Consider the following 16,354-nt stretch of genomic DNA (forward strand, 5'->3'; position numbering starts at 1 on the left):
GGTCGACTTTTTTCCGCGCCGGGCGACCCGACGGCCGGCCGGGTAAAATCGTCGGTCGATTCGGGGTCGCAGCCGGCCGTTGCACCCGCCCATCGCTGCCCGTCCCTGCGGGTGGCCCGGACCTTTTTTCATGAAATACAAAGACTTACGCGATTTCATTCAGCGCCTCGAGGCGCTCGGCGAACTGCGGCGCGTCACGCAGCCGGTATCGCCCGTGCTCGAGATGACCGAGCTGTGCGACCGCGTGCTGCGCGCCGGCGGCCCGGCGCTGCTGTTCAACGCGCCGCCCGGCCATGCGTTCCCGGTGCTCGGCAACCTGTTCGGCACGCCGCGCCGCGTCGCGCTCGGGATGGGCGTCGATGCGGGCGACGATGCCGCGCTCGGTTCGCTGCGCGATCTCGGGCGCCTGCTGTCCGCGCTGAAGGAACCCGATCCGCCGAAGAGCCTGAAGGACGCCGGCAAGCTGCTGTCGCTCGCGAAGGCGGTATGGGACATGGCGCCGAAGTCGGTGTCGTCGCCGGCGTGCCAGGAAATCGTCTGGGAAGGCGCCGACGTCGACCTGAACAAGCTGCCCATTCAGACCTGCTGGCCCGGCGATGCGGGGCCGCTGGTCACGTGGGGCCTCACGGTCACGCGCGGGCCGAACAAGTCGCGCCAGAACCTCGGCATCTACCGTCAGCAGTTGATCGGCCGCAACAAGCTGATCATGCGCTGGCTCGCGCATCGCGGCGGCGCGCTCGACTTTCGCGAGTTCGCGCTGCAGAACCCGGGCAAGCCGTATCCGGTCGCGGTCGTGCTCGGCGCCGATCCGGCCACGACGCTCGGCGCGGTGACGCCCGTGCCGGATTCGCTGTCCGAGTATCAGTTTGCCGGCCTGCTGCGCGGCAGCCGCACCGAGCTCGCGAAGTGCCTGACGCCCGGCGTCGACACGCTGCAGGTGCCCGCGCGCGCGGAAATCGTGCTCGAAGGCTTCATTCATCCGCAGGAAGGCGCCCCTGCCCCCGCGCCGGCCGGCGCGCCGCCGCGACCGGCCGGCAACGCGGCGGCCGCGTACGAACACGCGCTCGAAGGGCCGTACGGCGACCATACCGGCTATTACAACGAGCAGGAGTGGTTTCCGGTGTTCACCGTCGAGCGCATCACGATGCGCCGAGACGCGATCTACCATTCGACCTACACGGGCAAGCCGCCCGACGAGCCCGCCGTGCTCGGCGTCGCGCTCAACGAGGTGTTCGTGCCGCTGCTGCAGAAGCAGTTCACGGAAATCACCGACTTCTACCTGCCGCCCGAAGGCTGCAGCTACCGGATGGCCATCGTCCAGATGAAGAAGAGCTACGCGGGCCACGCCAAGCGCGTGATGTTCGGCGTGTGGAGCTTCCTGCGGCAGTTCATGTATACGAAGTTCATCGTGGTCGTCGACGAGGACGTGAACATCCGCGACTGGAAGGAAGTGATCTGGGCGATCACGACGCGCGTCGACCCCGTGCGCGACACGGTGATGGTCGACAGCACGCCGATCGACTATCTCGACTTCGCGTCGCCGGTGGCCGGACTCGGCTCGAAGATGGGGCTCGACGCGACCAACAAGTGGCCGGGCGAAACGAACCGCGAATGGGGCCGCCCGATCGAGATGGACGAGGCCGTGAAGGCGCGCGTCGACCGGCTCTGGCAGGAGATCGGCCTCTGACGCCACGCGGTCGGCGCCCGCCGGCCCACGCATCGCAATCGCCGCAAGTACCCAGACGATGAGCTTTCCGCCCGCCTCCATGCTGTCCGACGGATTCTTTCTGTCGCTGTCGTTGTGTCTCGACATCGGCCTCGTGAACGTCGCGATGCTGTCGCTGACGCTGTCGCACGGCTTCCGGCCGGGCTTCTGGCTCGGCGTCGGCTCGTGCGTCGGCGATCTCGTCTACGCTGCGCTCGCGCTCGCGGGGATGGCCGTGCTGCTGCAGTTCGAAGCCGTGCGCTGGATCGTGTGGATCGGCGGCGGCGCGGTGCTGCTGTTCCTCACGTGGAAGATGGCGCGCGAAGCGCTAGTACCCGTCAAGGCGGCCGACGACGACGCGGACGATGCACCGCCGCCGCGGGCGAGCGCGCGGCGCAGTTTCGTGCGCGGGATGCTGCTCGCGATGTCGTCGCCGAGCGCGATCCTGTGGTTCGCGGCGGTCGGCGGCGCGCTGATCGCGAAAGCCGGTGCGACCACCCCGGCCACCGCGTCGGTGTTCCTGTCGGGCTTTTTCCTCGGCGGTCTCGCGTGGACGCTCTTCATGTGCACGCTCGCGAGCCAGGGCCGCAAGCGCGCGGGCGCCGGGCTGATGCGTGCGTGCCATGTCGCGTCGGCGCTGCTGTTCGCGTATTTCTCGTACAGCGTGATCGTCGGCGGCTACCGCGACCTGATCGTGCACGCGGTGTAATCGCGCCGCCCTGCCGAGCCGCGCACGGAATGGCGGCCCAATGAAAAACGGCGCAGCGCCCCTCGCGGGACGTTGCGCCGTTTTGCCGCGCGCGGTCAGGCCGCGCGGGACGAATCAGCGACGCCAGTAGCCGTGATGGCCCCAGCCGCCGTAACCATGGCGCCAGTACGGGCGACCGTAGTAGCCACCATAGCCGCCGACGACCACGGCGGGCGGCGGCGCATAGTAGGCCGGCGCCGGTGCGTAGTACACGGGCGGGGGCGGCGGCGCGTAATACACGGGCGGCGGCGGTGCATAGACGGGATACGCGGGTGCGACCGGGATACCGATGCCGACCCCGATCGACACGTGAGCCTGCGCGGCGCTTGCGGCACCCAGGCCCAGCGCGGCGGCGGCGATGAACGGAATGAGCTTTTTCACTTCGATTCTCCTGCTGGAGCGGTATTTTAGGCGCTCCGATCGGCAACGGCGGGCATGCACGTCGCATGCAAGCAATGTAGCGAAAACCCGCCCCGCGCGTATCGTGCATTTGTTGCAAATTGCAATTGCACGCGGGCAGAGCCGCCTTCCGGCGCGGGCCCCGGCACGGGCTGCGAGCCTTGCGGGTCGCGCACTTCCATCCGACGAGTCGGGACGCGACCCGATGACCGGTCACTCTTACCGGCTCCCGCGCGCGCAGCAGGCACGCGTGCGTAATGAACGATTACAAATTCGAGACAACATGCCGACGTTTCAAGCAGGATGCAGGCGTACGGAATTTCGGGGTCGGATTCCATGATCCTGATTCCGTCGCGATGCCGGACGCCAGTTTACGCATCGATCGCACCGCGCATCGGTAATTCATACGCGCGACCGCCTCGCAAGCTGCCTTCCGCGACACCGCCGCCATTCCTGCGATACTGGCGGCTGCTTCGTTTTCGCTTACATCCGCCGCCATGCCGCTTCCCGACACACCCCGCCTCGGCTTCATCGGCGCCGGCCGCCTCGCGCGCTGCGTCGCGCAGCGTTTCGCGCAGGCCGGCTTTCCCGTCGTCGCGATCGCGAGCCGTACGCCCGCATCGGCCGCCGGCCTCGCCGCGCGCATCGACGGCTGCCGCGAGGTCGATACCCTGCAGCAGGTGGTCGACGTCGCCGACCTGATCTTCGTGACGACGCCCGACGATCATCTCGCGTCGACCGCCGCGGCGCTGCGCTTCGACGCATCGCGCGTTGCCCGCCAGGCGGTCGTTCATTGCAGCGGCGCATCGGCGGTCGCGCTGCTCGATCCCGCGAAGCAGCAAGGCGTGGCTACCGGCGGCTTCCATCCTCTTTATCTGTTCGGCGGCACCGACGCCGATCTCGCGCGCATCGACGGCTGCTCGATCACGATCGAAGCGGACGGCGCGCTGCACGCGACGCTGCTGCGACTTGCCGCCGCACTCGGCTGCCATCCGCTGACGATTCCGGCCGGCGGCCGGATGCTGTATCACGCGGCCGCCCACTACGCGGCGAGCTTCGCGCTGTGCGGGCTGTCGGAAGCGGTCGAGCTGTGGCGCGGCCTCGGTTTCGACGAGCAAGCCGCGCTGCGCGCGCTGTTGCCGATGCTCGCCGGTACGATCGAGACCGCCCGCGACAAGGGGCTCGCGAATGCGCTGTCCGGGCCGGTGTCGCGCGGCGACACGGGCATCGTCGAGCGCCAGCTCGCGCTGCTCGAGGCGCGCGGCGGCGATCATGCGGCGCTGTACGCGCTGCTGACGCGCCGCGCGGTCGCGCTCGCGGCGAAGCGCGCGGCGCCGCCGGCCTCGCTGCCGGCGCTGGCCGAAGTCGTCGAAACGTCGCTCGCGCGCGTGGCCGCGCACCCCTCCCCGTCGCGAGACGAGGCGTGATAAGGTGTCGGCCGATGCGCCGCCAACCGGCGTTGGCGGCCGCACGCTACTGACTGTATAAAAAGGATGCCAACGATGTTCGGCGAGATCGCCCGTTTTCTGCTCAATACCGTCTTCACGCTATTCGGCGCCGCGCTGATCCTGCGCGTCTGGATGCAGGCCGTCCGCGTGCCGCCGTACAACCCCGTCACGCAAGCCGTGCTGCAGGCGACCAACTGGCTCGTGCTGCCGCTGCGCCGCGTGATCGCGGGCGTACGCGGCATCGACTGGGCCAGCGTCGTCGCCGCGCTGCTCACCGCGCTCGTCTACGTGGTGCTGATGGTCGTGATGGCCGGCTTCGATCCGGCCGCCGTGATCGCGACGCTCGTCGTGGTCGCGCTGCTCACGGTCGTGAAGTGGGCGCTCAATCTCGTGATCTGGATGACGATCCTGATGGCGCTGCTGTCGTGGCTCAACCCGCGCTCGCCGGCGATGCCGATCCTCTACCAGCTCACCGCGCCATTCCTGAACCCGCTGCGCCGCGTGATCCCGAACCTCGGCGGCATCGACCTGTCGCCGATCCTGCTGTTCGTGATCGTGCAGGTGCTGCTGATGATCGTCACGCGCGCCGCCGTGTCGCTGACGATGTTCGGCATCTGATCCGGCGCGACGCCTACACCGCCGGCTCCTGCGCCGGCGGTGCACCGAGCGTGTCGATCACGCCAAACTGTGCGGGCATCATCGCGTAGCACACGCGCACTTTCTCGTGCGACAGCCGCTCGAGCAGCCGCTGTGCTTCGTCCTCGGTGACGACGAATTCGACCTCGATCGCGAGCGAGCCCTGCAGTTCGAAAAAGCGATCCTCGTGCAGCACGCGATGCTGCCCGAAACCGGCCATCGCGCGAAACGCGGAACCGCCGGCGACGCCCATCCGGTTCGCCTCTTCCAGCAGCCACTCCCACAACGGCTTCCAGTGCAGCCGGTGCTGCTCGTGCACGTAGAAGCGCAAAAAGACCCTGTCCATCGCACCCTCCGATGGCGGCCCGCTCAGGCCGCCGCGAGCCACGCGCGCGCGGTCCACATGCCGAGCGCCGTCAGCGCGAACGATCCAGTCAAGTGTAGGGCAGCCACCGCCAATGCCCATCCGAATTCGCCCTCGAGCGCGTGCGTCATCACTTCGACCGAATAGGTCGAGAACGTCGTGAGGCCGCCGAGAAAGCCCGTGATCACGAACAGCCGCCATTCGGGCGGCAACCCGACGCGAACGGCAAACACGACGGCGGCCACGCCGATCACATAGCCGCCGATCAGGTTCGACGCGAGCGTGCCGAGCGGCACCGCGGGAAAGAACGCGTTGAGCGCGAGGCTCAGGAACCAGCGCAGCAACGCGCCGAGCCCGGCGCCGACGAAGATCGCGACGATCGAATAGAACAAGGGCACCCCTCACTGACGGCGCCGCGCGGCGCACGCGGCCTACGCCGAACTGTATGCGCAATCGCGCCGCGCCGGCAATGCCGACGGGCCGGCAGGCGGCGGATCGTGCCGCAACCGCATGCCGCCCTTCACGATTTCCACACGCGCGCCGCAGTGGATATTTACCGAACAATTACATCGGACATTACGAATCCATTTTTAATCGGTCGATTATTTATCAGCCTTTTCAAAATCGATAAAGCAGTTCCATCCGGCGCAGGTTAACCCTGCACAACGCCACTCCATAACGGGTTCCGCGTACTTTCCCTTATCAGACATTCCCTTATTCGGCCGATATTCGATGTAGTTATCGTCGTCGATTTCGTAGAATTGTTTCGCTACTCCACTCGATCGACATGGAGACTCGAAAAATGAACAATATCCGCCCGTCATCCATGTTGATTCCGGCGCTGTGCGCGTGGCTGCTCGCGTCGGGCGTTGCGCTCGCCGACAGCAACGGGCCGCCGTCCTACGTCGAAGGTCATCGCGCGCCGAAAGGATTCGCGCGCCCGCCGTTCCATACGAAGCCGCGTGCGAGCACGGCCACGATCGCCGGCCTCACGCCGGCGCTCGCCCGACATGCATACGGGTTCGATGCGATCGCGAACCAGGGCGACGGGATGGTCGTCGCGATCGTCGACGCGTACGACGACCCGAAGATCGAGTCCGATCTCGGCGTGTTCAGCAATGCGTTCTCGCTGCCGGCCTGCACGTCGTCGAACGGCTGTTTCACCAAGGTGTACGCCCACGGTGCACGGCCCAAGCCCGATTCCGGCTGGTCGCTCGAGATCTCGCTCGACGTCGAATGGGTGCATGCGATCGCGCCGAAGGCGAAGATCGTGCTCGTCGAGGCCGCATCGGCCAGCTTCAGCGACCTGATGGCCGCGGTCGACGTCGCGGTCAAGCACGGCGCGTCGGTCGTATCGATGAGTTTCGGCGGCAACGAATTCAGCAGCGAGACAGGCTTCGACAGCCATTTCAACGTCCCGGGCGTGACGTTCGTCGCGTCGTCCGGCGACAGCGGCACCGGCACCGAATACCCGGCCGCGTCGCCTTATGTGGTGTCCGTGGGCGGCACGACGCTGTCGTCCGATACGGCCGGCAACTACATCGGCGAGGCGGCGTGGAGCGGCAGCGGCGGCGGCGTGAGCAGCGTCGAGGCCGAGACGGCCGGCCAGAGCGCCTGGCCGATTCCGGTGGCCGGCAAGCGCGGCGTGCCCGACGTCAGTTACGACGCGAATCCGTCCAGCGGTTTCGCGGTGTACGACTCGGTCACCTATCAAGGGCAGGCCGGCTGGTTCCAGGTCGGCGGCACGAGCGCGGGTGCGCCGCAATGGTCGGCGCTCGTCGCGATCGCCAATTCGCTGCGCACGGCGGCCGGCAAGAAATCGTTGAGCGGCACCTACGACACGCTCTATACGGTCGGCAAAACCGCCTACGGCAGCGACTTCCACGACGTGACGATCGGGTCCAACGGCAATTGCGGGAGCATCTGCAACGCGGCGGGCAGCTACGACTACGTGACGGGCCTCGGTTCGCCGGTCGCGCCGGCGCTCGTGCAGGCGCTCGTCGCGCAGCCGTAATCGCGCGGCCTCGGCCGATCGGCGCGAGGCACGGGGCTCAGCCGCCGTGCCACGCGCGCTCGAGCGCGTTCAGCGTCGCCAGCGCACCGCCCTTCAGCCCGATCACGTCCGCCCGGCGCGCATGCGCTTCGCGCGCGTTGATGCGAATCACGTCGGTACCGAACCGTTCGCTCAACAGGCGCACGGTCGGAATCGCGGTGCCCGCGCCGATCTCGACCACGGCAACGCGCCCGGCCCGCGCGATCCAGTCTTCCAGCGCGCGCTCCTGCGCGTCGTAGCGCGCACCGAGCCAGCCGGTGTCGCCGAACATCAGGATGTTCGGCCGCGCGAGCCCGCCGCAATGCGGGCAGCACGGCATGTCGCCCACCAGGCGGCACGTCGTTTCGTCGACCTCCGGCACGAACGGCGTCGCGTCCCAGGTCTCGTCCGTGCACGGGCGCAGGCATTGCATCGCATGAATCGAGCCGTGGATCTCGACGATGCGCGCCGGATCGAAGCCGGCCTTCTGGAACTGGCCGTCGACGTTGCTCGTCAGCACGAAGCCGCCGTTCGGCATCGCGTCGATCCAGCGGCGCAGGATCGCGAAGCCCGCGTGCGGCGCCGTCGCGCGGTAGAGCGCAAGACGGTGCCCGTAGAACCCCCATGCGAGCGGCGCACGCGCACGAAACGCGTGCGGCGACGCGATCTCGTGGAATTCGAAACGCTCGTGGCGCAGCGCCGGATACGCGCGCCAGAAGCCGTCCGTGCCACGAAAATCGGGCAGGCCGGAATCGACGCCGATGCCCGCGCCGGCCGTGACGAGCAAGGCGTCGGCGCGCGCGAGTACGTCGACGGCGGACGCGACGAGACCGGCGGGAAGCGGCGCGGCGGCGGAATCGTCAGGATCGGCGGAATCGGCGGGATCGGAAAGCGACATGATGGAAAAGCGGTGGCGTCGAACGTTGCGCGAGTGGCGTCGCGATCATACGCCGGTTAGCGCGTCGCGCCGCATCGGCAACGCCACTGCGCGACGCTGCGTGTGTACGGCTACCGGCAATGCGAATGCCGACAGTCCGCACGCGTCCCACCGGCGATGCCGCAACCCGGCGCCCGCGCTTGCTCAGTCAGTCGAATCGTCCTGCACGACCGGCATCTCGTCGACCGCGAAATAGACCGGCTTGCCGAGTTGCCGCGCAAGCGCCACGTCCGCATCGGCCCCGCGCGATGCGCCGTCGATGCGCAGCACCGCATCGCAACGCCGCAGCAGCCGGTGCGCGGCCGGATACAGGAAGGTCTCGCAGATCGCGTCGCCGACCTGCGTCGACCCGGCCGCGGCCGCGAGCGGCAACGACACCCATTCGCCGATCATCGGCACGTGCCCGCGGCGATACACGGCGAGCGCCGCCGCTTCCAACTGGTGCAGGTTCGCGGCAATGCGCGCGGGGTCGCCGTCCGTCCCGCTGCGATAGGGGCCGGCGACCAGCACGAGCCGCGGCGTCATGCGGCGCGCGCGCCGACGGTTTCCCGCAGCGCGACGTACTGGAGCAGCATGATCGTCTTCGCATCGACGATCTCGCCGCGCTCGACCGCATCCAGCGCCGCCTGCAGCGGCATCTCGACGATCTCGAGATCCTCGCCTTCTTCCGCGACGCCGCCGCCCGCGCCGGTGCGCAGCGACGCATCGTATTCGCCGACGAAGAAATGCAGCTTCTCCGTCACGGAACCCGGGCTCATGAACGCCTCGAACACCTTGCGCACACCGCGCACGCGATAGCCGGTCTCCTCCTCGGCCTCCGCGCGGATGCGCGCTTCGGGCGTTTCGTCGTCAAGCAGCCCGGCGGCGGCTTCGAGCAGCATGCCGTCGTGCCCGCTCACGAACGCCGGCATCCGGAACTGCCGCGTCAGCAGCACGTCGCCCGTCTCGGCATGACGCAGCAGGATCGTCGCGCCGTTGCCGCGATCGTAGGTCTCGCGGCTCAGGCGCTGCCACGTTCCGTCGCGGCGCAGGAAATCGAACGTCACCTTGCGCAGCACATACCAGTCATCGGACAGCACCGTCGACTCGACGATGCGGACCCGCTCCCGCGTTGCAGCCATTGCAGCCTCCGGTTCGACAAAGGACGGCGCCCATGGTAACGTGCAGATTCGTGCAATTTCAAGAATTTTCGTGCAAAGGCGATGCTGACGACACAACGCAAGAAAGCGATCCTCGATGCACTCGCGCGCGACGGCCAGGTGCTGGCCGCCGAGCTGAGCGTGCAATTCGGCGTGTCCGAAGACACGGTGCGCCGCGACCTGCGCGAACTCGCGGCCGAAGGGCTGCTGCAGCGCGTGCATGGCGGCGCGCTGCCGGCATCGCCGGCCGTCGCGCCGTTCGCGCAGCGCGAGGCGCTCGAAACCACGGAGAAGCGGCGCATCGCGCGGCGGGCCGCGCAGATGATCGCGCCGGGGCAAGTCGCGATCGTCGACGGCGGCACGACCTCCGCGCTGCTCGTCGGCCAGTTGCCGGCCGACCTGCGCGCGACGATCGTCACGCACAGTCCAAGCGTCGCGGTTGCGCTGGCCGCGCATCCGTCGATCGACGTGATCCTGATCGGCGGACGGCTCTACAAGCACTCGATCGTCGCGGTCGGCGCGGCGGCGATGGAAGGCATCGCGCGCATTCACGCGGACCTGTACTTCATGGGGGTCACGGGCGTGCATCCGGTCGCGGGGCTGAGCACCGGCGATTTCGAGGAAGCGGCGATCAAGCGCGCGCTGTCCGAACGCGCGGCCGAGACGGTCGTGCTCGCGTCGCAGTCGAAACTGCGCGCGGCGTCGCAGTTCGTGATCGGCGATATCGCGCTGGCGCAGACGATCGTCGTCGAAAAGGAAACCGACGCCGCGCTGACGGAGCCGATCGAGGCGGCAGGCGTGACGGTGGTGCGCGCGTAGCGGCGGTGCGACCGGGCCGCACGCGCGATTGTGATCATGCCGATACCGCGCGTGATCGATACGTACGTTCACGCGCGGCTGCCGATCGCGATCGGCGCGCTGCTGTTCGTTGGCGTATACGCGCACGGCGGCGAATAACGCGCGCCGCCATCGCCGCATCGAAACCTCGCCTGCCCGCCTAAATCCCGCGAAACACCGGCGCGCGCCGCTCCGCGAACGCGCGCAGCCCTTCGTCGAAATCCGCGCCTTCGCACGCCTGCCGCCGCAACTCGGCGATCCGTTCGAATGCGTCGGCCGGCAACGGCCGCGCGTCCTGCAGCACACGCAACTGCTCTTTCACCGCGTGCACCGCGAGCGGCGCCTTCGCGGCGATCGTGCGCGCGACGTCGAGCGCCGCGTCGTCGACCCTGCCCGCGTCGGCCAGCCGGTTCACGAGCCCGTGATGCGCGGCGCGCTCCGCATCGAGCGGCTGCGCGCAGAAGAACATCTCCTTCAGCACGTGGATCGGCAGGTTGCCGTAGAAGCGCAGCAGGCCACTCGTCGAATACGGCAGGCCGATGTTCGCGGGCGTCATCGCGAAACGCGCGTCGCGCGCCGCCACGACGAGATCGCAGCTCATCACGAGATCGACCGCCCCGCCCCACGCCGATCCGGACACCGCCGCGATCACCGCGCCCGGATAGGTCCGCACGCGCCGCAGCGCGCGTTCGAGCGGCTTGCCGTATGCGAGCGGATCGCGGTCGTCGGCCAGTTCGCGCAGGTCGTGCCCCGCGCTCCACACGTCGCCGCTGCCGTCGTTCGACAGGATCACGACGGGCGGCGGACGATGTCCGGCCAACGCATCGAGATGCGCGACGAGGGCATCGAGCAGCGGCGCGTCGAGCGCATGCCGCCGCGCCGGATTCGCGAACCGCACGCGCGCGATCCGCTCGCCGATGAGGTCGACCGTTACGGTCGACGCCCCGTTCTGTTTCGTCATGTCGGTCATTGCACGGCCTCCGCCACCGCATCCGCCTGGAAGATCGCGCTCCCGGCCAGCAGTGCGTCGATCGCGTCGTCGCCGTAGCCGGCTTCGCGCAGCACGTCAACCGTATGCTCGCCGAGCAGCGGCGGCGCATGGCGCGTGCGCGGCGCCGGCAGGCCGTCGCTCATCCCGCCGAGCGGCGTGACGACCTGACGCAGCGTGCCGAGCGTCGGATGCGCGACCGGCTCGACCAGCCCGCAATGCGCGAGCTGCGGATCGTCGAATACTTCGTCAAGCGTATGGATCGGCCCGGCCGGCAGCCCGGCCTCGACGAACCGTTGCGTCCATTCGCGCTTGCCGCGCGTGCGCAGCCGGCTTTCGAGCAGCACCTTCAGTTCATCGCGATGGGCGACGCGCGCATCGTTGGTCGCGAAGCGCGGATCGGCCGGCAGGTCGGGCAGATCCAGCAACCGGCACAGCCGCAACCACATGTCGGTCGTGATCGGTGCGAGGTTCAACGGGCCGTCGGCCGTCTCGAACACGCCGTACGGCGCGATCACCGCATGCGCATTGCCGGTGCGGCGCGGCACGTCGCCGAGGCTCAGGTAGCGTTGCCCGTGCACGCTCAGCAGCGCCACGAGGCTTTCGAGCAGCGACGTGCCGACATGCTGGCCGCGCCCGGTGCGCTCGCGCTCGAACAACGCGGCCATCACGCCGGTCGCGACCCACATCCCCGAGCTGAGATCGCCGATCGCGGTGCCCGTGCGGGTCGGCTCGCCGTCGGGGAAACCGGTGAGGCTCATCAGCCCCGCATAGCCCTGCGCGATCTGGTCGAAGCCCGGCCAGTCGCGCAGCGGGCCGCGCGGGCCGAACGCGGTGACGCTGCCCATCACGAGCCGCGGGTCGCGCGCGCTCAGCGCGGCATAACCGAGCCCCATCGCGTCCATCGTGCCCGCCTTGAAATTCTCGATCACGACGTCGGCCTGCGCGATCAGGCGCCGCACGACGTCGAGGCCGGCCGGCTGCCGGAAGTCCACGCAGATGCCGCGTTTGTTGCGATTGCAGGACAGGTAGTACGTGCTCACGCCGCGATCGAACGGCCCCCAGGCGCGACTCATGTCGCCATGCGGCCCCGACTCGACCTTGATCACGTCGGCGCCGAGATCGGCGAGCACCATCGAGCAGAACGGCCCCGACAGCGCGCGACTCAGATCGACGACCTTGATTCCCGTTAATGCCTGCATTACGGACTCCTGATATGGATGACTGGGTGTGGCGTGTTGGCGAACGACCGCGGCGTGCCGCTCACTCGGGCAGCGTCTGATGCCGCGTTTCGACCGCGAACGGCAGGATCAGGATGCCGAGCCCGAACACGGCCGCGGTCCACGCGACCGGCACGCCGAGCGATCCATAACCGTGAATCGCGGCGCCGAGCAGGAAGTTCACGCCCGCGCCGATGAAGCGGCCGATCGACGCATTGAACGCGAACGCGGTGGCCCGCACGCGCGTCGGATACTGCTCGGGCAGCCACAGCGAGAAGATCGCGAAGTTGCCGCCGAAGAAACCGAGGAACGCGAGCGACACCATGAACGCGGCGAGCCCGTTCGGCTGGTAGAACGCCCAGCCGAACGCGAACACGATCGAGCCGGCCATCCCCGCGAAATACACGCCGAGCGCGGTACGCCGGCCGAGCCGCTCCGACAGCCACGGCGCCACCAGACAGCCGGCAATCGTCGCGCACGACAGGATCGCCGCACCGATCGACGCAAGCCGCAGCGCGCCGACGTGATCGATGCCCGCGCGTGTCGCGAGCGTAGTGACCGCGCTCGCCTCGTAGACGGAGCCGGCCCACAGCCCGACGATCGCGACGCCGACGAGGCTTGCGCTCGTCAGCGTGCGGCGCAGGAACGCCGGCGCGAAGATCTCGCGCAGCGGATGCGCGCGCCGCGCGTCGGCCACGTCGCCGTCGCGCGCGTCGTGCCGGCGCCACTGCCCCGGCTCCTTCACGCGCATCACCGTAAACACCGCGAGCAGCGCGGGAGCCAGCCCGCACAGGAACATCGCGCGCCAGCCGTAGGTCGCGCCGATCGTGTAGTTCAGGCAGGCCGCGATGAAGAAGCCGAAGTAGTAGCCCGTCTGCAGGTAGCCGGCGCCCATCTTGCGGCGGTCTTCCGGCCAGCTTTCGGCGACGTAGGTGCCCGCGAGCGCCCATTCGCCGCCGACGCCGATCCCAGCGATCAGACGGCACGCGGCCAGCGCCCACACGTCGTGCACGAACGCGGCCGCGCCGGTGAACACCGAATAGATCAGGATGCTCGCCGCGAGCGTGCGTACGCGGCCGAAGCGGTCGGCGAGCGGCCCCCAGACGAACGACAGCCCCCAGCCGATCAGGAACAGCGCGAACAGGATCGAGCCGTACATCCCCAGATTCGCGGGCGTCGCCGCGATGCCGGAGGCCGGCAGCAGTTCGGTCAGCGCGGGAATCAGCACGAGCGCGTAGATCACCGAATCCACGCCGTCGAGCACCCAGCCCGCGTACACGGCCCAGAAACCCTTGACCTGCTCGCGCGTGAGCGGCGTGCGCCGCGGCTTCGCGCCGGCCGCCGGCGCGTCGATCGCCTTGAACATCTTCGTCTCCTTGCCGGCGGGGCCGGCTCTTTCGCCGTGTCCGGCCCGGGATGGCCGGCAGTCGGGCTCTTTTGTGAGACGAGTATAGAAACACCATCGATCGCCGAAAAATATGATATTCATCTTGCTCGATCGGATTGGCTTATGGCTCGAATCGGGCGTGGATCGGGCGAGACTCGGGAGACGGCGGCGATGGACTTGAGGCAGTTGCGCTATTTCGTGAAGGTCGTCGAATACGGCAACGTCACGCATGCGAGCGAGGCGCTGCACGTCGCGCAGCCGGCCGTGAGCCAGCAGATGCGCAATCTCGAACAGGATCTCGGGATGCAGCTGCTCGAACGAAGCGTGCGCGGCGTCGCGCCGACTGCCGCTGGCCGCACGCTGTACCGGCATGCGCTCGAACTGCTGCGCCAGGCCGACGGCACGCGCGAGCTGCTGCGCCGCGACGCCGATACGCCGCAAGGCCGCGTGACCGTCGGCATGCCGTCGAGCACCGCGCGCGTGCTGGCCATTCCGCTCGCCCGCGCGGTGCGCGACCGCTATCCGGGCATCATGCTGGAGCTGATCGAAGCGCCGAGCGCCGATCTCGACACGCTGCTCGAACGCGCGCGGCTCGATCTCGCGATCGTCGTCGATGCGGTCGACACGCGCGGCATCGCGATCCACCGGCTGCTGACGGAAACGCTGTACCTGATCACGTGGCCCGGCTTCCCGGTGCCGGACGCCCCTGTGCCGCTCGACGCGATCGCGCGGATGCCGCTCGTGCTGCCGAGCGCGCCGAACACGATCCGCAACCGCGTCGACTGGGCGATGCGCGAGGCTGGGCTATCGTACGAGATCAGCTTCGAGGCGAGCTCGACCGGGCTGCTGTTCGCGGCCGTGATGGCACAGCTCGGCGTGACGATCCTGCCGTGGACGGCCGCGCACGTCGAGATCGAGGAGCGCAAGCTCAAGCTGTCGACGGTCGCGCACCGGCTGTTCGCGCGCGACCTGTCGCTGTGCTGGCACGACACGGCGCTCGTCAGCAACGCGGTGCAGAAGGTGAAGGCCGAAATCGTCCGGCTGTTCGACACGCTCGGGCAGCGGCCGGAGTGGGCGGCCGGCAATGCCGGTCGCGCGTGATCGATGGCTTCGTCGCAGTGACGATGCGCGGCTTCGCGGTGCGTTTCGCGATCGGCGCGTTTTAGGCGTCAGCGGCCCGACACCGAGACCGCGCGGAATGCGTCGTACGCGTGGGCATGCAGTTCGAACCCGATGCCCGGCGCCTGCGGCACGCGCGCGTATCCCGCATCGACGATTTCGCCATCGGCGAGTCCGCTGAACGGATGGAATGCGAACGGGTTGACTTCCGCGCCGCCGAGCCCCAGCGCCGCGACGACGTGCAGCGAGAACAGATGGCCGCCATGCGGCCAGAACGCGTCGCGCCGCCAGCCGCGCGACACGAAGTGATCGACGATCTGCAGATAGCCCGGCAGCCCGTAGCTGTGCACGGGATCGAACACCAGCACGTCGCGGTCGGCACGCAGGCCGCCGTAACGGTCGAGCAGCTTCGCCTCCGCAAGCGAGAACAGCGCTTCGCCGGCCGCGATCGGTGGTGCGTACCGCGTAGCGACGTCGGCCTGGAGCGGCAGGTCGAGCGGGTCGCAGATGTCCTCGAACCACCAGAGACCGAACGGCGCGAGCATGTCGACGGCCTGGTAGGCGGTCGTCGCGTCGTACGTGTTCATCGCGTCGACCGCGAGATGCGATGAACCGGCAAGATGCGCGGCTGCGGCTTCGATACGGCGCCGGTCCTGATCGAGATTCGCGCCGCCGATCTTGATCTTCGCGTGTGTGTAGCCGAGATCGACGATCCGACGCACCTCGTCGGACAGCCGCGCGAGATCGTCATGCGGATAGCGGTAGCCGCCGCCCGCGTACACGCGCACGCGTGGGGCTGCCGTGCGTTGGAGGCGGTCGGCGAGAAAGCGGTGCAGCGGCTGGTCGGCGATTTTCGCGGCGGCGTCCCAGATCGCCATGTCGAGCGTGCCGACCGCGACGCAGCGTTCGCCGTGTCCGCCTGGCTTCTCGCCGGCCATCATCGCGTGCCATGCGCGGAACGGGTCGAGATTCGTGCCGGCTTCGTCGGCGAGCGTGTCGGCAGCGGCCAACAAACGCGGCGCGAACCGTTCGCGGATCAGGCCGCCCTGCGCGAAACGGCCGATCGACGCGTAGCCGTAGCCCGTCACCAGGCGGCCGTCGCGCACGACGTCGGTGACGACCGCGACAGCGCTCGTCGTCAGGCCACCGGACGGAATCGCCGAATCGGCATAGCGGGACACGGGAATCGCGCGTTCGTGGATCGCGGTGATGCGCATGGTCGACTCCGGATGGGCGTCCGGCGCAGGCGGAAGGTTCGTGCGCTGCAGCGGAAACGATGGGCGGATCGCTGGTAAGCGCTTCGCCAGCACCGTCTGTTCATGAAGGTTCATAGGCGGCAATCTGGTTCCCATCAGAATGTAGTGGGAACCAGAAAAAATGGAAATCAAGGCGCAG

At 68.6% G+C, this 16,354-nt stretch carries 17 protein-coding genes; 7 read left to right on the forward strand and 10 right to left on the reverse strand.

Annotated elements, in window-relative coordinates:
- Positions 1-130 precede the first annotated feature (130 nt).
- Positions 131-1,687, forward strand: a complete 1,557-nt coding sequence (locus tag HWX09_RS04760; protein ID WP_027783776.1) for a UbiD family decarboxylase — start codon at positions 131-133, stop codon at positions 1,685-1,687.
- A 58-nt stretch (positions 1,688-1,745) separates the two neighbouring features.
- Entirely contained in the window at positions 1,746-2,414 is a 669-nt protein-coding gene (locus HWX09_RS04765) for a LysE family transporter (RefSeq protein WP_027783775.1), read from the forward strand.
- Positions 2,415-2,528: 114 nt separating this feature from the next.
- On the opposite strand, the gene HWX09_RS04770 is transcribed toward HWX09_RS04765, so the two are convergent.
- The gene (locus tag HWX09_RS04770) at positions 2,529-2,834 is read right to left on the reverse strand and encodes a hypothetical protein (protein ID WP_027783774.1); all 306 of its coding nucleotides are present in this window, start codon (positions 2,832-2,834) and stop codon (positions 2,529-2,531) included.
- A gap of 515 nt (positions 2,835-3,349) precedes the next feature.
- On the opposite strand from HWX09_RS04770, the gene HWX09_RS04775 reads away from it, so the two are divergent.
- Together HWX09_RS04775 and HWX09_RS04780 are read left to right on the forward strand one after the other, a co-directional pair.
- Positions 3,350-4,279 (forward strand): DUF2520 domain-containing protein, encoded by a 930-nt coding sequence (locus tag HWX09_RS04775; RefSeq protein WP_027783773.1) that lies wholly within the window; start codon positions 3,350-3,352, stop codon positions 4,277-4,279.
- 75 nt (positions 4,280-4,354) lie between these two features.
- Entirely contained in the window at positions 4,355-4,918 is a 564-nt protein-coding gene (locus HWX09_RS04780) for a YggT family protein (protein ID WP_006488584.1), read from the forward strand.
- Between the two features lie 13 nt (positions 4,919-4,931).
- Here the strand turns inward: HWX09_RS04780 and HWX09_RS04785 are convergent, their stop codons facing one another.
- Together HWX09_RS04785 and crcB are read right to left on the reverse strand one after the other, a co-directional pair.
- Positions 4,932-5,282, reverse strand: a complete 351-nt coding sequence (locus HWX09_RS04785; protein ID WP_027783772.1) for a DUF190 domain-containing protein — start codon at positions 5,280-5,282, stop codon at positions 4,932-4,934.
- 23 nt (positions 5,283-5,305) lie between these two features.
- Positions 5,306-5,692 carry a fluoride efflux transporter CrcB gene (crcB, locus tag HWX09_RS04790; RefSeq protein WP_027783771.1) on the reverse strand — a complete coding sequence of 129 codons (387 nt, stop codon included), beginning with the start codon at positions 5,690-5,692 and terminating at the stop codon, positions 5,306-5,308.
- Positions 5,693-6,102: 410 nt separating this feature from the next.
- Between crcB and HWX09_RS04795 the strand changes: the two genes are divergently transcribed.
- On the forward strand, positions 6,103-7,314 hold the full coding sequence (locus tag HWX09_RS04795; RefSeq protein WP_027783770.1) for a S53 family peptidase: 1,212 nt from the start codon (positions 6,103-6,105) through the stop codon (positions 7,312-7,314).
- A 37-nt stretch (positions 7,315-7,351) separates the two neighbouring features.
- Here HWX09_RS04795 and HWX09_RS04800 read toward each other — a convergent pair whose 3' ends face one another.
- The 3 genes from HWX09_RS04800 to HWX09_RS04810 all read right to left on the reverse strand — a co-directional run bounded on the left by HWX09_RS04800 (position 7,352) and on the right by HWX09_RS04810 (position 9,390).
- Positions 7,352-8,230 (reverse strand): Sir2 family NAD-dependent protein deacetylase, encoded by an 879-nt coding sequence (locus HWX09_RS04800; RefSeq protein WP_027783769.1) that lies wholly within the window; start codon positions 8,228-8,230, stop codon positions 7,352-7,354.
- A 183-nt stretch (positions 8,231-8,413) separates the two neighbouring features.
- Positions 8,414-8,794: a hypothetical protein gene (locus HWX09_RS04805; protein ID WP_027783768.1), complete on the reverse strand. Its 381-nt coding sequence runs from the start codon at positions 8,792-8,794 to the stop codon at positions 8,414-8,416.
- Positions 8,791-9,390 (reverse strand): NUDIX domain-containing protein, encoded by a 600-nt coding sequence (locus HWX09_RS04810; protein ID WP_027783767.1) that lies wholly within the window; start codon positions 9,388-9,390, stop codon positions 8,791-8,793. The genes HWX09_RS04805 and HWX09_RS04810 overlap by 4 nt, the downstream gene beginning before the upstream one ends.
- A gap of 81 nt (positions 9,391-9,471) precedes the next feature.
- Between HWX09_RS04810 and HWX09_RS04815 the strand changes: the two genes are divergently transcribed.
- Entirely contained in the window at positions 9,472-10,227 is a 756-nt protein-coding gene (locus HWX09_RS04815; RefSeq protein ID WP_027783766.1) for a DeoR/GlpR family DNA-binding transcription regulator, read from the forward strand.
- Between the two features lie 178 nt (positions 10,228-10,405).
- Here the strand turns inward: HWX09_RS04815 and scpB are convergent, their stop codons facing one another.
- The 3 genes from scpB to HWX09_RS04830 form a co-directional block, all read right to left on the reverse strand.
- Entirely contained in the window at positions 10,406-11,215 is an 810-nt protein-coding gene (scpB, locus tag HWX09_RS04820; protein ID WP_027783765.1) for a methylmalonyl-CoA decarboxylase, read from the reverse strand.
- On the reverse strand, positions 11,212-12,435 hold the full coding sequence (locus HWX09_RS04825; protein ID WP_027783764.1) for a CoA transferase: 1,224 nt from the start codon (positions 12,433-12,435) through the stop codon (positions 11,212-11,214). The genes scpB and HWX09_RS04825 overlap by 4 nt, the downstream gene beginning before the upstream one ends.
- Positions 12,436-12,496: 61 nt before the next feature.
- Positions 12,497-13,819, reverse strand: coding sequence for an MFS transporter (locus HWX09_RS04830; protein WP_027783763.1), 1,323 nt, complete (start codon positions 13,817-13,819; stop codon positions 12,497-12,499).
- Between the two features lie 192 nt (positions 13,820-14,011).
- Between HWX09_RS04830 and HWX09_RS04835 the strand changes: the two genes are divergently transcribed.
- Complete coding sequence (locus tag HWX09_RS04835; RefSeq protein ID WP_027783762.1) at positions 14,012-14,941, forward strand: LysR substrate-binding domain-containing protein; 930 nt, start codon at positions 14,012-14,014, stop codon at positions 14,939-14,941.
- Between the two features lie 68 nt (positions 14,942-15,009).
- Here the strand turns inward: HWX09_RS04835 and HWX09_RS04840 are convergent, their stop codons facing one another.
- Positions 15,010-16,176: a mandelate racemase/muconate lactonizing enzyme family protein gene (locus tag HWX09_RS04840; protein WP_027783761.1), complete on the reverse strand. Its 1,167-nt coding sequence runs from the start codon at positions 16,174-16,176 to the stop codon at positions 15,010-15,012.
- Positions 16,177-16,354 lie beyond the last annotated feature (178 nt).

Origin of the sequence: Burkholderia sp. BCC1208 (genome assembly GCF_902833095.1) — a bacterium.
Classification (GTDB): domain Bacteria; phylum Pseudomonadota; class Gammaproteobacteria; order Burkholderiales; family Burkholderiaceae; genus Burkholderia.

Excerpts from the sequence above, each read along its gene's own strand:
- HWX09_RS04765 (WP_027783775.1), top strand. The coding sequence starts at position 1,746 with ATGAGCTTTCCGCCCGCCTCCATGCTGTCCGACGGATTCTTTCTGTCG.
- HWX09_RS04825 (WP_027783764.1), bottom strand. The coding sequence starts at position 12,435 with ATGCAGGCATTAACGGGAATCAAGGTCGTCGATCTGAGTCGCGCGCTG.
- HWX09_RS04835 (WP_027783762.1), top strand. The coding sequence starts at position 14,012 with ATGGACTTGAGGCAGTTGCGCTATTTCGTGAAGGTCGTCGAATACGGC.
- HWX09_RS04840 (WP_027783761.1), bottom strand. The coding sequence starts at position 16,176 with ATGCGCATCACCGCGATCCACGAACGCGCGATTCCCGTGTCCCGCTAT.
- HWX09_RS04760 (WP_027783776.1), top strand. The coding sequence starts at position 131 with ATGAAATACAAAGACTTACGCGATTTCATTCAGCGCCTCGAGGCGCTC.
- HWX09_RS04805 (WP_027783768.1), bottom strand. The coding sequence starts at position 8,794 with ATGACGCCGCGGCTCGTGCTGGTCGCCGGCCCCTATCGCAGCGGGACG.
- HWX09_RS04810 (WP_027783767.1), bottom strand. The coding sequence starts at position 9,390 with ATGGCTGCAACGCGGGAGCGGGTCCGCATCGTCGAGTCGACGGTGCTG.
- HWX09_RS04830 (WP_027783763.1), bottom strand. The coding sequence starts at position 13,819 with ATGTTCAAGGCGATCGACGCGCCGGCGGCCGGCGCGAAGCCGCGGCGC.
- scpB (WP_027783765.1), bottom strand. The coding sequence starts at position 11,215 with ATGACCGACATGACGAAACAGAACGGGGCGTCGACCGTAACGGTCGAC.
- HWX09_RS04775 (WP_027783773.1), top strand. The coding sequence starts at position 3,350 with ATGCCGCTTCCCGACACACCCCGCCTCGGCTTCATCGGCGCCGGCCGC.
- HWX09_RS04780 (WP_006488584.1), top strand. The coding sequence starts at position 4,355 with ATGTTCGGCGAGATCGCCCGTTTTCTGCTCAATACCGTCTTCACGCTA.
- HWX09_RS04785 (WP_027783772.1), bottom strand. The coding sequence starts at position 5,282 with ATGGACAGGGTCTTTTTGCGCTTCTACGTGCACGAGCAGCACCGGCTG.
- HWX09_RS04815 (WP_027783766.1), top strand. The coding sequence starts at position 9,472 with ATGCTGACGACACAACGCAAGAAAGCGATCCTCGATGCACTCGCGCGC.
- HWX09_RS04795 (WP_027783770.1), top strand. The coding sequence starts at position 6,103 with ATGAACAATATCCGCCCGTCATCCATGTTGATTCCGGCGCTGTGCGCG.
- HWX09_RS04800 (WP_027783769.1), bottom strand. The coding sequence starts at position 8,230 with ATGTCGCTTTCCGATCCCGCCGATTCCGCCGATCCTGACGATTCCGCC.